The 17,326-nt window shown below is 71.9% G+C and carries 21 protein-coding genes; 6 read left to right on the plus strand and 15 right to left on the minus strand.

The annotated features are described in order from the left end of the window. Both BIU96_RS09105 and BIU96_RS09110 read right to left on the minus strand, forming a co-directional pair. Positions 1-1,097 (minus strand): hypothetical protein (locus BIU96_RS09105; protein ID WP_071292300.1); only part of this gene is annotated, 1,097 nt, incomplete at its 3' end. 86 nt (positions 1,098-1,183) lie between these two features. After that, complete coding sequence (locus tag BIU96_RS09110; RefSeq protein ID WP_139199942.1) at positions 1,184-2,581, minus strand: hypothetical protein; 1,398 nt, start codon at positions 2,579-2,581, stop codon at positions 1,184-1,186. A gap of 111 nt (positions 2,582-2,692) precedes the next feature. Between BIU96_RS09110 and BIU96_RS09115 the strand changes: the two genes are divergently transcribed. After that, positions 2,693-3,124, plus strand: a complete 432-nt coding sequence (locus tag BIU96_RS09115) for a GNAT family N-acetyltransferase (protein WP_071292302.1) — start codon at positions 2,693-2,695, stop codon at positions 3,122-3,124. 38 nt (positions 3,125-3,162) lie between these two features. On the opposite strand, the gene BIU96_RS09120 is transcribed toward BIU96_RS09115, so the two are convergent. Together BIU96_RS09120 and BIU96_RS20395 are read right to left on the minus strand one after the other, a co-directional pair. After that, entirely contained in the window at positions 3,163-3,690 is a 528-nt protein-coding gene (locus BIU96_RS09120; RefSeq protein ID WP_071292303.1) for an Lrp/AsnC family transcriptional regulator, read from the minus strand. Between the two features lie 9 nt (positions 3,691-3,699). Continuing rightward, positions 3,700-4,272 (minus strand): TetR/AcrR family transcriptional regulator, encoded by a 573-nt coding sequence (locus tag BIU96_RS20395; RefSeq protein ID WP_071292304.1) that lies wholly within the window; start codon positions 4,270-4,272, stop codon positions 3,700-3,702. A 109-nt stretch (positions 4,273-4,381) separates the two neighbouring features. On the opposite strand from BIU96_RS20395, the gene BIU96_RS09130 reads away from it, so the two are divergent. Beyond that, positions 4,382-5,857, plus strand: a complete 1,476-nt coding sequence (locus BIU96_RS09130) for an MFS transporter (protein ID WP_071292305.1) — start codon at positions 4,382-4,384, stop codon at positions 5,855-5,857. 311 nt (positions 5,858-6,168) lie between these two features. Beyond that, the gene (locus BIU96_RS09135; RefSeq protein WP_071292306.1) at positions 6,169-6,624 is read left to right on the plus strand and encodes a phage holin family protein; all 456 of its coding nucleotides are present in this window, start codon (positions 6,169-6,171) and stop codon (positions 6,622-6,624) included. On the opposite strand, the gene BIU96_RS09140 is transcribed toward BIU96_RS09135, so the two are convergent. Both BIU96_RS09140 and BIU96_RS09145 read right to left on the minus strand, forming a co-directional pair. Next, positions 6,625-7,131, minus strand: coding sequence for a hypothetical protein (locus BIU96_RS09140; protein WP_071292307.1), 507 nt, complete (start codon positions 7,129-7,131; stop codon positions 6,625-6,627). A gap of 40 nt (positions 7,132-7,171) precedes the next feature. Continuing rightward, entirely contained in the window at positions 7,172-7,561 is a 390-nt protein-coding gene (locus tag BIU96_RS09145) for a DUF5997 family protein (protein WP_071292308.1), read from the minus strand. A 33-nt stretch (positions 7,562-7,594) separates the two neighbouring features. Here BIU96_RS09145 and BIU96_RS09150 point away from each other — a divergent pair, with 33 nt between their 5' ends. After that, positions 7,595-8,395, plus strand: coding sequence for a LysR family transcriptional regulator substrate-binding protein (locus BIU96_RS09150; RefSeq protein WP_071292363.1), 801 nt, complete (start codon positions 7,595-7,597; stop codon positions 8,393-8,395). A gap of 26 nt (positions 8,396-8,421) precedes the next feature. Here the strand turns inward: BIU96_RS09150 and BIU96_RS09155 are convergent, their stop codons facing one another. The 5 genes from BIU96_RS09155 to BIU96_RS09175 form a co-directional block, all read right to left on the minus strand. Beyond that, positions 8,422-9,231 carry a DJ-1/PfpI family protein gene (locus BIU96_RS09155; protein ID WP_083402780.1) on the minus strand — a complete coding sequence of 270 codons (810 nt, stop codon included), beginning with the start codon at positions 9,229-9,231 and terminating at the stop codon, positions 8,422-8,424. 38 nt (positions 9,232-9,269) lie between these two features. Further along, the gene (locus tag BIU96_RS09160; RefSeq protein WP_071292309.1) at positions 9,270-9,887 is read right to left on the minus strand and encodes a DNA-3-methyladenine glycosylase I; all 618 of its coding nucleotides are present in this window, start codon (positions 9,885-9,887) and stop codon (positions 9,270-9,272) included. Between the two features lie 31 nt (positions 9,888-9,918). After that, positions 9,919-10,335: a VOC family protein gene (locus BIU96_RS09165; RefSeq protein WP_071292310.1), complete on the minus strand. Its 417-nt coding sequence runs from the start codon at positions 10,333-10,335 to the stop codon at positions 9,919-9,921. Between the two features lie 962 nt (positions 10,336-11,297). Further along, positions 11,298-11,627, minus strand: a complete 330-nt coding sequence (locus tag BIU96_RS09170; protein ID WP_133518830.1) for a hypothetical protein — start codon at positions 11,625-11,627, stop codon at positions 11,298-11,300. 36 nt (positions 11,628-11,663) lie between these two features. Next, positions 11,664-13,334 (minus strand): sodium:solute symporter family protein, encoded by a 1,671-nt coding sequence (locus tag BIU96_RS09175; RefSeq protein ID WP_071292311.1) that lies wholly within the window; start codon positions 13,332-13,334, stop codon positions 11,664-11,666. A gap of 138 nt (positions 13,335-13,472) precedes the next feature. Between BIU96_RS09175 and aroQ the strand changes: the two genes are divergently transcribed. Continuing rightward, positions 13,473-13,916: a type II 3-dehydroquinate dehydratase gene (gene aroQ, locus BIU96_RS09180; protein WP_071292312.1), complete on the plus strand. Its 444-nt coding sequence runs from the start codon at positions 13,473-13,475 to the stop codon at positions 13,914-13,916. A gap of 255 nt (positions 13,917-14,171) precedes the next feature. On the opposite strand, the gene BIU96_RS09185 is transcribed toward aroQ, so the two are convergent. Beyond that, the gene (locus BIU96_RS09185) at positions 14,172-14,768 is read right to left on the minus strand and encodes an NAD(P)H-dependent oxidoreductase (RefSeq protein ID WP_071292366.1); all 597 of its coding nucleotides are present in this window, start codon (positions 14,766-14,768) and stop codon (positions 14,172-14,174) included. A gap of 88 nt (positions 14,769-14,856) precedes the next feature. Here BIU96_RS09185 and BIU96_RS09190 point away from each other — a divergent pair, with 88 nt between their 5' ends. Next, a complete protein-coding gene (locus tag BIU96_RS09190) occupies positions 14,857-15,333 on the plus strand; it encodes an MSMEG_6728 family protein (protein WP_071292313.1) in 477 nt (158 codons plus the stop codon). Here BIU96_RS09190 and BIU96_RS09195 read toward each other — a convergent pair. The 3 genes from BIU96_RS09195 to BIU96_RS09205 form a co-directional block, all read right to left on the minus strand. Next, on the minus strand, positions 15,293-15,583 hold the full coding sequence (locus BIU96_RS09195; RefSeq protein ID WP_071292367.1) for a hypothetical protein: 291 nt from the start codon (positions 15,581-15,583) through the stop codon (positions 15,293-15,295). The two genes, BIU96_RS09190 and BIU96_RS09195, sit on opposite strands and share 41 nt — an antisense overlap. A gap of 235 nt (positions 15,584-15,818) precedes the next feature. Continuing rightward, a complete protein-coding gene (locus tag BIU96_RS09200) occupies positions 15,819-16,085 on the minus strand; it encodes a hypothetical protein (protein ID WP_139199943.1) in 267 nt (88 codons plus the stop codon). 101 nt (positions 16,086-16,186) lie between these two features. Then, on the minus strand, positions 16,187-17,326 hold the full coding sequence (locus BIU96_RS09205; RefSeq protein ID WP_071292315.1) for a cysteine desulfurase family protein: 1,140 nt from the start codon (positions 17,324-17,326) through the stop codon (positions 16,187-16,189).

Genomic DNA, 17,326 nt, shown 5'->3' on the forward strand with positions numbered 1-17,326 from the left:
GCCGGGGTCGTGGACCCCGTCGAGGTCCCGTCACCCAGCAGACCGATGCCGTTGCCCGACACCGTCACGGGGACGGAGACCACCGGGGACACCTGCGTGCCCGAGGCCGTGCCGTCCGACCCGGAGGTCGAACCACCCGCAACCGGCGTCGTCGTGCCGGTGCCGGCGCCCGTGGCCGGGGTCGTCGACCCCGTCGAAGTCCCGTCACCGACCAGAGCGATGCCGTTCCCACCGATCGTGATCGGCAGCGACACCACCGGGGACACCTGCGAACCCGACGCGATGCCGTCCGACCCCGAGGTCGAACCACCCGCTGCCGGCGTGGTCGTTGCCGAACCCGCCGTGGCACCGCTCGAGGAGCCGTCCCCGAGCAGCCCGATGCCGTTGCCGGTCACCGTCACCGGGATCGACACGACCGGCGCGACCTGCGTGCCGGAGGCCGTCCCGTCCGAGCCCGACGTCGTCGGAGCCGACTCACTCGCAGCCGGAGCGGAGGACGCCGGCGCCGCCGGAGCGACCGCCGTCGCCGGGGTCGAGGACGTGGCGTCCCCACCGACGGCGATCGCGTTGCCGGTCGCCGTGACCGGAGCGGTCACGTCACCGGCCACCTGGGTGCCCGAGGCCACCCCGTCCGACCCGGAGGTCGCCGGAGCAGCAGCGGCAGGTGCAGCAGCCGCCGGAGCAGGCGCGGCAGGAGCGGCCGGCGCCGCCGAGGTCGACGCGGCGTCCCCGCCGACGGCGATGGCGTTGCCGGAGACCTGCACGGGAGCGGCAACCTCCGGCACGACCTGCGTACCCGAGGCGACGCCGTCCGACCCTGAGGTCGAGGGCGCCGCGGCCGGAGCTGCCGGCGTGGATGCGGGAGCCGTCGGAGCGCCCGTGACGGCCGACGTGACCGACGACACCGCGTCGCCGAGCACGCCGAGCGCGTTGCCGGAGGCCGACACCGGGGCGGAGACGGACGGGGCAACCTGTGTACCCGAGACGGTGCCGTCCGCGCCGGAGGTCGTGGCTGCGTTCGCGGCACATGCCCCTCCGAGCGTCAGCCCGCCGACGAAGAGGGTGAACCACAGCCCTCTGGAGACGTACTTGTTCATGGTCGTTCCTCACTGATCGAGATCGTTGGCCGACCGCGATGGCGGCCGGTGGTGCGTGCCTGCCGTGGTGGACAGGAGCACCGATCTCAGTCAGGGGCGACGTCGTGCTCGCCGACGACCGATGCGGGGACCGCGTCGTCGGAGAGGGTGCCGCGTGACCCCGCGGCGAGGGAGATCTGTCCGCCGGTGGAACCGACGATGCCGACGGCTGCGGCCGAGCCGGTGGAGCCGGTGGCACTGCTGCCGAGGACGCCCGCGACGGGGCCGTCGAGGGGGCCGTCGCCGTTCCCGGTGCCGTTGCCCTGCGGGACGAGGAGCGCCCGGCCGCCGACGGTGACGTCCTCGGCGGCGAGGCCGGCCCGGGTGGTCTGGTCGCCGGCGATGACCGTCGCGGTCTCGGACGACACCGCGTCCGCACGCGCCGAGCGCTCGGCGGCGGTCGCAGCCGCGCTCGAGGCCGGTGCGGACTGGGCCGCCGTGCCGGCCACTGACGTCGCGCCGTCCGGACGCACGCCGGAGGGTGCCGAGCCGACGGGGGCCGTGGAGCCGCCGCCCACCGGGGCGCCGGGGACGTCGACGACGGGATCCGTGCCTCCAGGCAGGACGCCGCCCACGACCGGGGGCAGGCCGGCGACCACGCCCGGGACGGACCCGACGGTCGAACCGACGCCGCCGAGCGTGTCGTCGACCAGCCCGGTGACCGGGCGGGTGACGGTGCCGAGGGTGTCGTCGCCGAGCACGGTCCCGAGGACCGGCAGGCAGCCGACGACCTGGTCGAGGGCACCGACGACGGTGGTCACCGGGCGTGCGCCGGTGAGGTGCTCGACGGCTCCCGTGACGGGGCGGAGAACGGTGACGAGGGTTTCCGTGACGGGCCTGGAGGCGCTGCTCGCCCCGGTCGCGTCCGCGGCGGTCGCCGGGGTGGCCGGGATGGTCCCGGTGGCCGGGATGGTCCCGGTGGCCGGCTTCGAGCCGGCGGTGGCGCCGGTCGGGGCGCTGCCGGTGGGAGCTGCGGGGGTCGTCGCGGGCGCCGGAGCCGGTGCCGCGGGGGCGGGGCTCGACGGCGTCGGGGACGACGGTGCGGGGCTCGAGGCCGCGGGTGTCGACGCTGCGGGGGCCGGCGCCGCAGGGGCGGACGAGACCGGGGCGGGAGCGGGCGCTGCCGGAGCCGGAGCTGCAGGGGCAGGAGCGGGCGCTGCGGGTGCGGGTGCCGCGGGCGGCGCGACCGCGGTCCGGACCGGGTCGACGGCACGCTCGACGACGTGCCCGACACCACTCGTCACACCCTGCACGGTGTCGCCGAGGCCCTGGACCAGGCCACCGACGAGGCCGCGCTGCTGTGACGGCTGGGGTGCGTTCGTCGCCGCGGAGGCAGGACGGGCACCGAGCACGAGGGTGAGCAGCACGAGGGCCGCGGCGACGACGATGCCGTACAGCGCGTACCGGGTCATCGCGCGCCAGGGTGCGCGCAACGGCTGGTCCATGCGCTCACCTCCTGATCTCGGCTGCGCACGTAGAGTGGTTGGTCGGCACGGTACGCCCGTCCGTTCCCGAATGCACCAGTTTTCTCAAGAATTCGTCAGGAAAGGCCGGTCTTGGTCTCGATCTTCAACGCTCCGACCCGCAATCTGGACGTCGTCACGCTGCACGAGATCCTCCGTCTGCGGCAGGACGTCTTCGTCGTCGAGCAGGGGTGCGCCTACCCCGACATCGACGGCCGCGACCTCGAGCCGGGCACCGTGCAGTTCTGGGCCGGGCAGGGGTCGGTCGACGCGACGCTTCGGCTCCTCCGCGAGCCCGACGGCACCGAGCGCATCGGTCGGGTCGCCACCGCTCGGGCCTCCCGCGGTCAGGGTCTGGCCGCGCAGCTCATCGAGGCCGCGATCGCCGAGACCCGCTCGCCGAGCATCGCGATCGATGCCCAGGCGCACCTCGAGCAGTGGTACGGCCGGTTCGGGTTCGTGCGCTCCGGTGAGGACTTCGTCGAGGACGGGATCACGCACCTCCCGATGACCCGCACGCGCTGAGGTGCGGCGGCCGTCGGGCTCGCCAGGGGCTCCGCCGGTCAGGCGCGCCAGCGGCGGAGCTCGTCGAACGAGCGGCCCTGGTGCGCCCGGTCCGCGACGAGCCGTTCGAACACGATGTTCGTCTGCGTCGTCGCCACCGAGGGGTCGCCGCTGAGCTCGTCGGCCACGAAGTCCCGCAGCTGCTCCGTCGACGTGCAGGCGATGTGCACGAGGAAGTCCTTGTCGCCGGCCAGGAACGACACGTCCTGCACGACGGGCACCCGCAGCAGGCGCTTCGCGAAGTCCCGGAGCTCGTGCCGGGCGGCGGCGTGCACGCGCACCGAGACCATCGCCTCGATCGCGAACCCGAGCCGGGCGACGTCGACCTCGGCGCGGTAGCCCCGGATGACCCCGGCGTCCTCGAGCGCCCGCACCCGGGTCAGGCACGTCGACGGGGCGATGCCCACCGCGGCGGCGAGCCGGTTGTTCGGGATCCGGGCGTCGGCCGCGAGCGTCCAGAGGATCCGCTCGTCGACCTCGTCGAGGCGCGGGGCGGGGTCGGGGCGGCGGACGGAGCGTTCGGACACGGCTCGACGCTACCGTGCCGTGCCGCCGGTGAGCAGTGCGCGCAGGGCGTCCTCGAGCGGCACCGCGACGGCCTCGTGGTCGGCGGACGCCAGCGGTTCGACCTGCGTGGAGGTCCGCAGCATGGTCATGCCGAGCACCACGGCGAGCGCGATCTCGGCGCGGACGAGCAGGTCGTCGGTGACCTCGCTCGCGACGGCGCCGGCCAGCCGTTCGGCGTAGCGGCGGAGCGTCTCGCGGCGGATGGCGTCGGCGCCGTCGTCGCCGGAGGACCGCAAGAGGAGCATGAGCTGCAGCGAGTCCTCGTCCGTCGGGGACCGCACGACGTGCCCGATCAGGCCGCGGACCGCCCGCTCGGCGTCGCCGACGGAGCGCTCCTCGGTGCCGAGGTCCCGCACGACGCGGTCGAGACACGCGCGGAAGAGCCCCTCCTTCGACCCGAAGTACCGGTTGATGAGCGCGACGTTGACGCCGGCGTCGGCGGCGATGTCGCGCACCGTGGTGGCCCGGTAGCCGTCGAAGGCGAACCGACGACGAGCGGCCTGCACGAGCAGCAGGCGGGTGGCCTCGGCGTCCTTGCTCATGGTCGAAGCGTACCGGTCCGCGCGGTGATGTAAGCAAGTGTTGACATCGTCCGGCAACCGCGTACCCTCATCAAGTCAGCAAGCGTTTACATCGATCGTACGGAGCACGATGACCGAGACCATGGCGACCCCGCGGACCGGGTCCCACCCCACCACCGACGGCCGGCGACCGAACAGCACGGCGATCATCGTCTACCTGTCCCTCGGCGGCCTGTCCTTCGCGGTGCTGCAGTCGCTCGTCGCCCCGGCGCTGTCGACCATCGGGCAGGACCTCGGCGCCTCCACGAGCGCGACGAGCTGGGTCCTGACCGCCTACCTGCTGTCGGCCTCCGTGCTCACGCCGATCCTCGGCCGTCTCGGGGACATGGTCGGCAAGCGCAAGGTCCTCATCGTCGTGCTGTCCATCCTGCTCGTCGGGGCCGTCCTCGCGGCCCTCGCCCCGAACCTCGGCACGCTCATCGTCGGCCGTGCGCTGCAGGGTGCTGCTGGTGCGGTCATGCCGCTGTCGATCGGCATCGTGCGCGACGAGCTCCCCAAGGAGAAGGTCAGCGTCACCATCGGCCTGCTCTCGGCGATCTTCGGCATCGGCGCCGGTGTCGGCATCGTCGCGGCCGGCCCGATCGTCGAGCACCTGTCGTGGCACTGGCTGTTCTGGCTGCCCGCCGTGCTCGTCGTGATCGCCCTGCTCGGCGCGGTGTTCGGCATGCCCGAGTCCCCCGTCCGCAAGCCCGGGCGCCTCGACATGGTCGGCACCCTCGTGCTCGGCGTCTCCCTGGTCGCGATCCTGCTGGCGATCAGCGAGGGCGAGACCTGGGGCTGGGGCGACGTGAAGACCGTCGGCCTGCTCGTGCTCGGCGCCGTCGCGCTCATCGCCTTCGTGTTCGTCGAGCTCCGGGTCAGCGAACCCCTGATCGACGTCCGGCTCTTCGCGGTCCGCGGGGTCTGGACCGCCCACGTCGTCGCCCTCGTCTTCGGCTTCGCGATGTTCGGCACGTTCGTCCTCGTCCCGACCCTGCTGCAGCTGCCGTCCGCCGTCGGGTACGGCTTCGGCAAGGACGTCACCGAAGCCGGACTCTTCCTCCTGCCGACCGTGATCATGATGGTCATCGCGGGGCCCATCGCCGGCATCCTCGTCCGGAAGGTCGGCCCGAAGCCGCCGATGCTCATCGGCGGGGTCGCGATCGTCGCCGCGTTCGTGATCCCGGCGATCAGCCACGCCGAGCTCTGGCAGGTCGTCGTCTCCGGCGTCCTGACCGGTGTCGGCATCGGCATGGCCCTCGCGGCGTGCTCGAACGCGATCATCGAGAGCGTCCCCGCGAACCAGACCGGCGAGGCGATCAGCGCCAACACCGTCGTCCGGACGATCGGTTCGAGCGTCGGTACCGCCGTCATCGCGGCGCTCATCACCTCGCACAGCACGCTGCAGGGACTGCCGACCGACGACGCCTTCACGATCGGGTTCTGGGCCTGCACCGGCGTGGCGGTCCTCGCGGTTGTCGGAGCCCTCATCGCTCCGTCGATGCGCGCCCGCCGCGCAGCGGCCGAGGCCCGCGGGATCGACGACCTCGACGAGGTCGCTTCCTGACGCCCTGAACGCCACCGTCCCTGGAGGCCCGCCCTGCGTCGTCGACGCGGGGCGGGCCTCCAGGCCGTTGCGGTGGCCCACCGCGGTCGTCACGCGCGCGGATCGCACCCCGACGCGGACATCGCGCCCCCGGGTGCGGGGGCGCGACGACCGTGCGGGGGTGCGATGCGCCCGGCACCGCGCGGCGTGCGTCTCGCGAGCGCCGCTGAACCTGCGAACCCGCCGAGCACCGTCGCCGGTGCCGTGACGATCATCGACTCCACTGCGTCCACCCCGAGGGCGCGAACGCCGCGCCCCGGACAGGAGACCCCATGAGCAGCACCGACCACGACGAGAGCCGCAGCAGCAAGCCGTCGTTCCGCGACACGATGACCGCCGGACTGGTGCAGAAGGCGCTCGAGCCGGTGCTCCGCGCCGTCCGCGACGAGGTCGCGTCGGCCCGACGCGAGGTCGGCGAGCGGGTGAGCGGCGCGAAGACCGGGCTGGTGCTGACCGGCGTCGGCGTGGCCTTCGCGCTGACCACCCTCGTGGCGCTGGCCGGCTTCGTGGTCGCACTGCTCGCGCTGGCGCTGCCGCTCTGGGCGGCGACGGGCATCACCTTCGTGGGCTTCGGGATCATGACCGCGATCCTGCTGGCCGTCGGCGTGCGCGGGATCCGTCGGGGCGTGCCGCCGGTGCCGCGCGACACGATCCAGGCGACGAAGGAGCGGGTCCACTCCGCGAGCAGCACGGACGCCGACACCGACACCGACACCGCCGCGGTCTGACTACATCGCGAGCGTCATGCCGACCACGGCGACCGTCATCGCGAACACCTCGCCGCTGCGGATCGCACGACGGTCGTCGCGCCCCCACTCGTACCGGAGCAGCCACCCGCTGAACGCGCAGTAGCCGATCACCCCGGCCCCGAGGACCGCGGTCAGCGCGATGCCGTGCCCGGCGTGTCCGTCGGCGAGTCCGGTCGCGTGCCCCATCAGCAGCATGCCCGCCATCACCACCGCCGACAGCGCCCGGTGGACGTCCATCGGCTCGGCGCGACGTCCGTCGGCGCGCCGTCGACGCATCACCGGCAGCGGTGCGAGGAGCAGCAGCACGGTCGCCGCCAGCAGGGTCCACGACGCACCGGCGTGCACCACGGGCATGAGCATGGCGACGAGCATCACCGCGGCGGGGACGATCACCGTAGGTCTTGGGCGGTACCGGTCTCCGACGATGCAGCACACCGACGCGAACTGCGGCACGACGAGCATGGCGTCGGCGACGGTCTCGTGCACGGCGGTTCCTCGGGCGGGAGCGCTGGGTGGCGCGCGGTGGTCAGTCCTGGGCGCGGGAAGCGGCCTTGGCGGCGCGCTCCTGCTTCACGCGGGCGTTCTCGGCGTGCACCGCTGCCTGCGTCGCACGCTCGCGGACGAGCCACTCGGGCTTCTGCTCGAGCAGCGTCTTGATCTCGGTCGTGGTGAGCGGATCGTCGATCCCGGCTCGGGTCAACCCCGAGATCGAGATGCCGAGCTTCTGCGCCACGACGGGTCGGGGGTGCGGTCCGTCGCGACGGAGGTCCTCGAGCCAGGTCGGGGGTTCCGTACGGAGTTCGTCGAACGCGGTCCGGCTGATCGGCGCGCTCTGGAAGGTCTCCGGGGCGGCCGCCAGCAGGATGCCGAGCTTCTTCGCGGCCGTCTCGGGCTTCATGGTCTGTTCCTGCGCCATACCGACAAGGGTACGGCCCCTATGCTCGTCTGCATGACCGCGGCTCTCACCATCGCCTTCGTGCCCGGGGTCTCCCCCGCCAAGTGGGCTCGCGTCTGGCGGGAACGCTTCCCCTCCGTCGAGCTCCTCCTCCGCCCGATCGGTGCCAACGAGGTGGACGACGCACTCGCCGGCGAGGTCGACATGGTCTTCGCCCGCGTGCCCGTTTCGGACGCCCACAACGCGATTCCGCTGTGGACCGAGACCGCCGTAGTCGCGATGCGGAAGGACTCCCCGCTCGCCGACCTCGCCGAGGTCGACCTCACCGACGCCGAGGTGCACGTCATCGACGCCGGCCCCGTCCCCGCCGACATCGACGCGACGCTCGACCTGGTCGAGGCGAACGTCGGCGTGGCGGTCCTCCCCCAGTCGTTGTTCCGCGCCGCCAGCCGCAAGGACCTGGTCGGCCGCCCGCTCGTCGGCGCGCCCGGAACCCAGATCGTGCTCGCCTGGCGCGACGAGGACGCCTCCGACACGACGGAGGAGTTCATCGGCGTGGTGCGTGGACGCACCGCCAACAGTTCCCGGAACCAGGCGGACCAGCCTGGAGGCGCGGATCGCGACGCCGAGGACGGCTCGCGTCCGTCAGGTGGCGGGGACGGCTCGCGCTCGTCGACCGGCGGTGGGGGCGGCGGCGGGAAGGCGAAACCCGCCAACGGGAAGACCGTCGCGAAGCGCTCCGCCACGAAGGGCACCGGCGCGAAGAGCGGCGGCGGGAAGAACTCATCCGGCCGCGGCCGGACGCAGCGCGGGATGAAGGGCAAACCGAAGCGCGGGTCCAAGGGGAACCGCTGAGGACGCCGTCACCCTGACCGACGCGCTCAGCGCATGACGGCGGCCGCCGCTCGCGCGACCCGTGCGCCTCGTGCGTCCTCGGCTGCCGCGCGAGCGTCGGCCACGACCCGGGTGTCCGCCCGGAGAACGGACCCGGCGTCGAACGGCGGTTGCGGGTCGTACTCGATCTGCAGCTGGATCGCCTCGGCCACGGGCTGACCGACGAGTTCGGCCGCCAGCCACAACGCCATGTCGATGCCGGCGCTCACCCCGGCCGCGGTGACGATCGACCCGTCGGCGACCACGCGGTCCTCCACCGGCTGTGCTCCGAACGCCTCGAGCATCGGCTTCGACGCCCAGTGCGTCGTCGCACGCTTGCCCGCCAGCAGCCCCGCCGCTCCGAGCACGAACGCGCCGGTGCACACCGAGGTCACCCAGGTCGCACGCTCAGCCTCGCGCCGGACGAACGCGATCACCGCGGGGTCGAGCATCGCGTCGAAGGCTCCGTCCCCGCCGGGCACGACCAGCACGTCCGCGGGGCCGGCGTCGTCGATGGTCGTGGTCGGCACGAGGGCGAGCCCGCAGTCGCTCGGGACGGGCTCGAGCGTGGCGGCGACGTACTCGACGCGCGCTCCGGGCACCCGCGACAGCACCTGCGCCGGACCGGTCAGGTCGAGCTGGGTCAGGTGCGGGAAGAGCAGGAACGAGATCCGGACCTCGTCCGGGTCGTGCTCCGGGGTGACCGCGTCGCCGTCGTCGACGGGGTCGGGGGTCGGGACCTCGGCGTCGACCGGCACCTCGACCACGTCGGCGTCGACCGGGTGGACGGGGTGGACGCGCGGGTTCTCGGAGGTCATGTCGCGACCATAGCCCTGCCCGACCGGCCCGGTCTCGATCAGCCCCAGACGCCCGAGGTCCCCCGCCGGTGGCTGCCGACCAGGTGCGTGTCGACGATGCCGAGCGCCTCCATCAGCGCGTACATCGTGGTCGGGCCGACGAAGGCGAACCCGCGCTTCCGCAGCGCCTTCGACAGCGCGACGGACTCGTCGGACTTCGTCGGGACCTCGGCGTACGACCGCGGCTCGGGCGTCGACGCGGGCCGGAACGACCACACGAAGTCGCTCAGGCCGCCGTCCTCGCGCAGGGCGATCGTGGCGTTCGCGTTGGTGATCGTCGCCAGGATCTTCGCGCGGTTCCGGACGATCCCGGCGTCAGCCATCAGCCGTGCGACGTCGTCCTCGCCGAACTGCGCCACGGTGTCGGCCTCGAAGTCCGCGAAGGCCGCTCGGAAGGCCGGCCGCTTCGCCAGGATCGTGCGCCAGGAGAGCCCGGACTGGAAGGCCTCGAGCGAGAGTCGCTCGAACACACCCCGTTCGTCGCGGACGGGCATGCCCCACTCGGTGTCGTAGTAGTCGCGGAGCAGCGCGTCCGTCGAGGCCCACACCGGTCGGGCGAGCCCGTCGTCCCCCACGACGAGGTCGGACGTGGGCACGGCGACGGGTTCGGGGCTCATCCCCTCATCATGGCCGCCCCGGCCGACAGCGTCACTCCGTGGGCGGGCCGTCCTGCATCGCTTCGGAGTCCATCCACACGTACTCCCAGCGGTGGCCGTCGGGGTCGGTGAAGCTCCGCTGGTACATGAACCCGAGGTCCATCTCCGGCCGGTCCTCGTTCCCGCCCGACATCACCGCGGCGTCGACCACACGGTGGACCTCGTCCTTCGACGGTGCGCTGAGGGAGTTGATCACCTCGATCGTGCCCGCGTCGGCGATGGGCTTGTCGGTGAACTCGGCGAACTTCGCCTTCGTCAGCACCATCACGTAGATCGTGTCGCTGACCACCACGCACGCCGCGGTCTCGTCGGTGAAGTCCGGGTTGATCGAGTAGCCGAGCGCTTCGTAGAACGCCTTCGAGCGCTCGAGGTCGTCGACCGGCAGGTTGATGAAGACCATCGTGTCCATGGGAGGTCCTTTCGTCAGGATCAACCTGGCCCACCCACCCGCGGGCCGCAACCGTTCCTTCCCGGTACCACTCCGAGCCAGTGATACGCAATGTGCTGGCTCGATGCGCGCGTACGTCGACGAGTCCGAGCCCGGCGGTGGGCGAGACCACAGCGCGTACCTGATCTCGGCGGTCATCGTCGGCCCGGACGCACGGCCGGACGCACGGAGCGCAGTCGAAGCGGTGCGTCCCATGCGCATGCGAAAGCTCCACTGGTACGAAGCACTCGCGACGCAACGGCTTTCGTGGTTGGAACTCCTCAGGTACGCCGTCGAGGTGCTCGTCATCCGGTACGACGGTGTCCCAGCCCGACCCGAGCGGCGCCGGCGGCGGTGCCTCGAGCGACTCGTGTTCGAACTCGACGTGCGCGGTGTGCGGCACCTCGTCCTCGAGTCCCGCGGGCCGCACGCGGACCGCAATGACCGTCGCCTGCTCGATGCGATCCGCGACCGAGGACTCGGCCGCGGCCTCCGGCACGAACACGTCCGAGGGCCAGACGAGCCACTCTTGGCACTCGCAGACATCGCCTGCGGCCGGCGCGTCGGGAACGACGGACATCTCGGTCGAGTAGCTGACGACAGCCCCGACCAGCGCAAATCCCCGGGCCCCGCGCTGGCTGCAGGTCGTCCGGGGATCACTTTCGACCGAGAGCACCCGATCGACATATCAATACTAGGAGCCGCGCGGAGAGGCCGTCAACCGGCGGCGAGGCGGGCAGGAGTCACTCGACCGACTTGCACCGTGCCTCCAGGCTGACGCTGCCCGCCTGGTCGACGCGAGCCGAACCGTGAGTGCCGACGGCGGCCTCGTCACTCGTCGCGGGCACCAGCAGCTGCGACCGCCCGGGAACGACGAAACCGCCGTCGTCCGACAGCGGTTTCGTCGTCCGGGTCGGCGCCCGGAGCGCAGCGACGCGCGCGGGTCAGGCCAGCTCGCGCCCTTCGCCGGCGGCCTTCTGGTGCGCCTCGGCTTCGGCCTGGCCGATGATGTCCTCGGCCGGCACCGGGTTCAGGCGGTCCCAGAGGAAGAACAGCAGCCCGCCGACGAGCATCGAGAGCCCGACCCACAGGTTGATGTGGATGCCGCCGGTCTTCTCGGGGTCGGTGTTCCAGTGCACGATGCCGACGATCGTCGTGATGACGCCGTAGAGGACGAACAGGCCGCCGAGGATGCGGCGCAGGTCGAGGCGGCGGGTGGAGCGGACGAGTGCGGCCTTCTGCTCGTCCGTCATGCCGGTGGTGGTGTCACTCATGCGTGGTGATCTCCTTCGCGGATCTCGCGGGATGGCTCAGAGGAACGGGAGGTAGAGGACGACGCAGAGCACGAGCGCCACGGTGCCGAGCAGCGCCGGCGAGCGGTACCAGGCGGTGTCCGTCGCGACCGAGTCGCCGTGCAGGTCGATCTTCCCGATGCCGTAGACCAGGCCGCTGAGCTCCTTCTCGGCCTTCGGCTTCGTGACCATCGAGACGACGAACCCGACCACGAGCACGGTGACGAACGAGATGATCGCGCCGTACAGGGTCTCCGCCGTCGCGGTGGCGAAGAGGTCGGGGTTCACCAGGTAGGCGATCCACGTGATCGTCGGCGTGACGATCCCGAGCACGTACCCCCAGAGGGCGCCCTGGGTGGTCATCCGCTTCCAGAGCAGACCGAGGATGAACACGGCGAACAGCGGCGCGTTGAAGAACGAGAACAGCGTCTGCATGTACGTCATGATGTTCGACGCCTGCGCGGCGATGAACGCGGTCGCGATGCCGACGACCACGCCGACGACGGTGACCCAGCGGCCGGTCGTGAGGTAGTGCACGTCGGGCATGTTCGGCTTGATGTAGCGCTGCCAGATGTCGTACGTGAAGACGGTGTTGAACGACGAGACGTTCGCCGCCATGCCCGCCATGAACGAGGCGAGGAGTCCGGTCACCGCGACGCCGAGCACACCGGTCGGCAGGTACATCTGGATGAGCTTCGGGATCGCGTCGTTGTAGTCGAGCGCGCCGGACGCGAACTGGTTGCCGACGACGGCCGCGGCGATGAGGCCGGGGATGACGACGATCGCGGGGATGAAGAGCTTCGGGATCGCGGCGATGAGCGGGGTGCGGCGAGCCGCGGACATGTTCTTCGCCGAGAACGCGCGCTGCACCTCGGTGAAGTTGGTCGTCCAGTAGCCGAAGCCGAGCACGAAGCCCAAGCCGAGCACGATGGCGAGCCAGTTCGCACCGATCGGGTTCGTCACGTCGCCGAAGCCGGTGCCGGCCCACGCCTGCAGGTGCTGCACGCCCTGCGTCTCGGTGATCGCCTTGGTGAGGCCGTCCCAGCCGCCGACGCGGTGCAGACCGACGATCGTCAGCGGGATGAGCCCGGCGATGATCACGAAGAACTGCATGACCTCGTTGTAGATGGCGCTCGATAGGCCGCCGAGGGTGATGTAGACGAGGACGAAGCCGGCCGAGACGATGATCGCGAGCCACTCCGGCCAGCCGAGCATGGCCTCGATGACGATCGCCATCGCGTAGAGGTTGATGCCGGCGATGAGGACGTTCGACACCGCGAACGCGATCGAGTTCACGAGGTGCGGGGCCTTGCCGAACCGTCGGAGCATGAACTCCGGCACGGAACGGACCTTCGAGCCGTAGTAGAAGGGCATCATCACGAGCCCGAGGAACACCATCGCCGGCACGGCGCCGACGAGGTAGTAGTGCAGGGTCGCCATGCCGATCTGGGCACCGTTGGCGGCCATGCCGAGGATCTCGGTCGCACCGAGGTTCGCGGACACGAACGCCAGCCCCGTGATCCACGCGGGCATGCTGCGGCCCGAGAGGAAGAAGTCCATGCTCGTGCGGACCTGCCGCCGAGCCGTGAACCCGATCCCGATCACCACCGCGAAGTACACGATGATCATCAGGTAGTCGACCCAGCCCAAGTCGAGCCGGATCCCGTTGTTCGCTGCCGCGAGAACCATTGACACTCTCCGTCGATGTGTTGCAGTCGACAACTCCGCCGACCCGGACGGAGACGTTACACCGAATTGTGACCGTTCACATAGCCGGGGTATGCATCACGAACCCGACGGCGCGATGCCCCTCGCTAGGCTCGCTGCATGACCGAGCAGTCGCGCATCCTCGTCCTCAACGGCCCGAACCTCGACATCCTCGGTCGGCGCGACCCGACGCAGTACGGCACGGTGACGCTCGCCGAGATCGAGGCGATCGTCCACACCGAGGCCGCGGCCCACGAGCTCGAGGCCGACTTCCGGCAGACCAACCGCGAGGGCGAGCTCGTCGAGTGGCTGCACGAGGCGCTCGACGACTTCGTCGGCGTGGTGATCAACCCCGCCGCGTACGCGCACACCTCGGTCGCGCTGCACGACGCGGTCGAGGCGTTGTCGGTCCCCGTCGTCGAGGTACACCTGTCGAACACGTGGAAGCGGGAGCCGTTCCGGCACGTCGACCACGTGGCGACCGCCGCGACGGCGGTCATCGCGGGTGCCGGGCCGGACGGCTACCGGCTCGCAGTCGCGCACGTCGCGTCGCTGCTGGCCTGAGTCGCGGCCGGGCTGGGTCGGTCCGGGCTGGAGGCGCGTGGCGGCGCCGCCACGCGCCTCCAGTCCGTCAGCTGGTCGCGCCGGGCTCGCACGTTCCTGCCCATCGCGCGTGACATGGGAGGAGGAATCGCGCGTCGTGAGACAGAATTCGCGACCTCCTACGCGCGGTTCGACCTCCTACGCGCGGATCATCCTCCTACGCGCCGTTCGACCTCCGACGCGCAGTTCGACCTCCGACGCGCAGGCGCCCGCCGGTCAGAACTCGGCGGGGCGACGCACCTCGTGGGCGCCGGCGGTCGCGAAACCACCGCGGATCAGCGGCAGCGCCCGCACGACGGCCTGGTCGATCCGGAGTTCGAGGTCGACGCTCGTGATGTCGTAGCCGCCCTCGCGCTTGGTGAAGTCGCGCTCGTTGCCGAACACGCCGATCGGCAGCGTCGTCGACTGGAAGAAGCCGAACAGCGGGCGCATCTGGTGCTCGACGAGCAGGGCGTGCCGGTCGCTGCCGCCCGTCGCGGTCAGGAGCACCGGGGTGTCGACCAGGTCGTACTGCCCGACCCAGTCGAAGAAGAGCTTGAACGCGCCGGAGTACGCGGCGCGGAACGCCGGGCTGCCCACGACGAGGACGTCCGCCGACTCGACGGTCTCGAGGGCCCGGCGGGTGCGGTCGGACATCGCGGCCCGGGACGGCGACGCTCCGAGGTCGGCCAGCAGCGGCCCGATCTCGATCGTCTCCGTCCGGGAGCCCTCGATCTCCTGCCCGAGGCGCGCCACGGTCGCAGCCACCAGGGTGGACGTCCGCGAGGGGTCCGAGGGGCTGCCGCTGACACCGACGACGAGTTCTCCGCTCATGCCGTCGATGCTCACACGACCACGGACGGCACGGTGCGCGTGTGACGACATGTGTCGGGTGCCAGCGCTCCCGCGTACCGTCCGCGGCATGCAGACGTTCCTGCCGTACCCGGACTTCCGCGCCTCGGCCGAGGTGCTCGACGACCGGCGACTCGGCAAGCAGCGGGTCGAGACGCTGCAGGTGATGCGGGCGCTGACCCTGCCGGACTACGGGTGGCAGCACCACCCGGTGGTGGCGATGTGGCGCGGCTACCGGCCCGCGCTGATGGCCTACCAGGACGCCACGTGCCGGGTGTGGGCGGAGCGCGGCCACGCGGACACGTGCCTCGAGAAGACCCTGGCGGACCTGGCGCTCGTGCAGGAGGACCTCGAGGCCTACGAGCGCGGCGACTACGTCGTGCCGGCCTGGAACGAGGACCCGGCGGTGCACCGCTCGCACCGGTCGAAGCTCGTGCAGAAGGCCCCGGAGCACTACCGACCGCTGTTCCCGGACGTGCCCGACGACCTCGACTACGTCTGGCCGGTCAGCGGACGCGCGTCCACCGCGGCCCGTCGCGACGGGTGACGACGGCGGAGCGGACCTCGACCACACCGGTCAGTCCGTCGACGGCGTGCTCGGCGACCGCCTCGGCGACATCGTCCGACGGCGCCTCGTACCGGACCACGGCACAGGGCACACCGCGGAGCAGCTGCACGTCCTTCGCCTCGACCACGGTGAGCTCGGCGACGAGTCGGGCCGCCTCGGGCAGGACGGCGTCGGGGCTGGTCCCCGCGGCGAGTGCGCCGACGGCGAGGGTCACGCGGTACGAGGGCACCGCCACACCGTAACGCAGCGGGCACGGCGACGGCCCGGTGCACCGGACCCGTCGTGGGCTGAGGGGGACAGGGCGTCGCGCAGGGGCAGCAACGCTCGCGCCCACGACGGGTCACAAGTGCTGCGGGACACGACGAATCAGGGGTGTCGTGCCCCGCGCCGGACGCAGATCAGGGGGTCGCGTCCGGTCGTCGCACCGTCGGGTCCGCAGGGGACGGTCCCGTCGGTGCTGGTCCTCAAGGGTGTTCGGTGTCCTCTCGGTACCGGTCTGTCTCGGTCGGTGCGGGCATCGACCGTCGAGCCGCCGCGGGTCGGACCATGGGGAGCAGGGCACTCCCGATGGTCGCCAGGGCCCCGACGACGGCGATCAGCCCGAGCGGGGCGGTGCCGAGGTCGTGCTGTGCGGCCAGGACGAGCGCGACGACGGTCGCGGGTGCCGGGAGGAGCTGGACCGCCCGGAAGCGGTCCTCCTGCCGGACCCGAGTCGTCATCGCGTTTGCCATGTGAACACTCTGGCGCACTTCTCCGGTCCGCAAAAGGGGGGACACGTCCCCACTCATGGAGTAGAACGTCTAGTACACCCTTGCGAGCGGTGGACCGCTGCTCAGGCGAGCGCGCGGACGGCCCCGACGGCGTCCGCCACGGCCCGCACGACGACGGGGACGTCCTCGTCGGTGAGACCCGCGTCGAAGGTCAGGCGGACGGCCGTCCGGGCGACGTCCTCCGGTAGCCCGAGCGCGGTGAGGACGTGCGACGCCTCGGTGCTGCCGGCGGCACAGGCGCTCCCCGACGAGGACACGACGTCCCGCTGCTCCAGCTCGAGCAGCACCGTCTCGCCGTTGACACCGGGGAAGCAGAACGACGCGTGCCCGGGCAGGCGCGAGGTCCTCGACCCGGTGACGAACGCGCCGGGGACGGCGCTGAGCACCCCGTCGATCAGGGCATCACGGGTGCGGGTCGCGGTCGACGCGGCGGCGGCCCGACCGGCGTCCGCCAGTGTCATCGCCGTCGCGACCGCCACGGCTCCCGCGACGTCCTCGGTACCCGAACGTCGACCCCGCTCCTGTCCCCCACCGTGCAGCAGCGGTTCGAGCTGCACCCCCGCGCGGACCGCGAGCACCCCGGTGCCCTTCGGGGCGCCGAGCTTGTGTCCCGACAGCGACACCGCGTCGACGCCGAGCACGTCGAGGCCGACCGGCAGCCAGGGTGCGGACTGCACGGCGTCGGTGTGGAAGCGCGCACCGACCTCGTGCGCGACCGCGGCGAGCGCCGGGACGTCCTGCACGGTGCCGATCTCGTTGTCGGCGTGCGCGATCGAGACGAGCGTGGTGTCCGGCCGCAGCGCCGCGCGGAGCACCGTCGGGTCGACGCGGCCGTCGGCGTCGACCGGCAGCACCGTGACGTCGAAGCCGTGGAACCGTTCGAGGTACCGGCAGCTCTCCAGCACGGCTTCGTGCTCGATCGCGCTGGTGACGACATGCCGTCCCCGGGTTGCGGCGAGCGCGATGCCCTTGACGGCCGTGTTGGCGCCCTCGGTGCCGCCGGTGGTGAAGACGACCTCGCCAGGTCGGCACCCGAGCACCCGGGCGACGGAGGCTCGGGCGTCGGTGAGCCCCCGGGCCGCGGCGTCGCCGACCCCGTGCGTCGACGAGGGGTTGCCGAAGGTGCCGGTCAGGTACGGCCACATCGCCTCGAGGACCTCGCGGCGGACGGGGGTCGTGGCGGCGCGGTCGAGGTAGAACAC

Source organism: Curtobacterium sp. MCBA15_008 (assembly GCF_001865065.1).
Lineage (GTDB): Bacteria > Actinomycetota > Actinomycetes > Actinomycetales > Microbacteriaceae > Curtobacterium.

Coding starts and splice junctions, on each gene's coding strand:
- BIU96_RS09165 (WP_071292310.1), bottom strand. CDS start 10,335: ATGGACACGATGGTCTTCATCAACCTGCCGGTCGACGACCTCGAGCGC.
- BIU96_RS09135 (WP_071292306.1), top strand. CDS start 6,169: ATGAGCAGCACCGACCACGACGAGAGCCGCAGCAGCAAGCCGTCGTTC.
- BIU96_RS20395 (WP_071292304.1), bottom strand. CDS start 4,272: ATGAGCAAGGACGCCGAGGCCACCCGCCTGCTGCTCGTGCAGGCCGCT.
- BIU96_RS09175 (WP_071292311.1), bottom strand. CDS start 13,334: ATGGTTCTCGCGGCAGCGAACAACGGGATCCGGCTCGACTTGGGCTGG.
- BIU96_RS09110 (WP_139199942.1), bottom strand. CDS start 2,581: ATGGACCAGCCGTTGCGCGCACCCTGGCGCGCGATGACCCGGTACGCG.
- BIU96_RS09170 (WP_133518830.1), bottom strand. CDS start 11,627: ATGAGTGACACCACCACCGGCATGACGGACGAGCAGAAGGCCGCACTC.
- BIU96_RS09190 (WP_071292313.1), top strand. CDS start 14,857: ATGCAGACGTTCCTGCCGTACCCGGACTTCCGCGCCTCGGCCGAGGTG.
- BIU96_RS09185 (WP_071292366.1), bottom strand. CDS start 14,768: ATGAGCGGAGAACTCGTCGTCGGTGTCAGCGGCAGCCCCTCGGACCCC.
- BIU96_RS09200 (WP_139199943.1), bottom strand. CDS start 16,085: ATGGCAAACGCGATGACGACTCGGGTCCGGCAGGAGGACCGCTTCCGG.
- BIU96_RS09145 (WP_071292308.1), bottom strand. CDS start 7,561: ATGGCGCAGGAACAGACCATGAAGCCCGAGACGGCCGCGAAGAAGCTC.
- BIU96_RS09155 (WP_083402780.1), bottom strand. CDS start 9,231: ATGACCTCCGAGAACCCGCGCGTCCACCCCGTCCACCCGGTCGACGCC.
- BIU96_RS09160 (WP_071292309.1), bottom strand. CDS start 9,887: ATGAGCCCCGAACCCGTCGCCGTGCCCACGTCCGACCTCGTCGTGGGG.
- aroQ (WP_071292312.1), top strand. CDS start 13,473: ATGACCGAGCAGTCGCGCATCCTCGTCCTCAACGGCCCGAACCTCGAC.
- BIU96_RS09130 (WP_071292305.1), top strand. CDS start 4,382: ATGACCGAGACCATGGCGACCCCGCGGACCGGGTCCCACCCCACCACC.
- BIU96_RS09150 (WP_071292363.1), top strand. CDS start 7,595: ATGACCGCGGCTCTCACCATCGCCTTCGTGCCCGGGGTCTCCCCCGCC.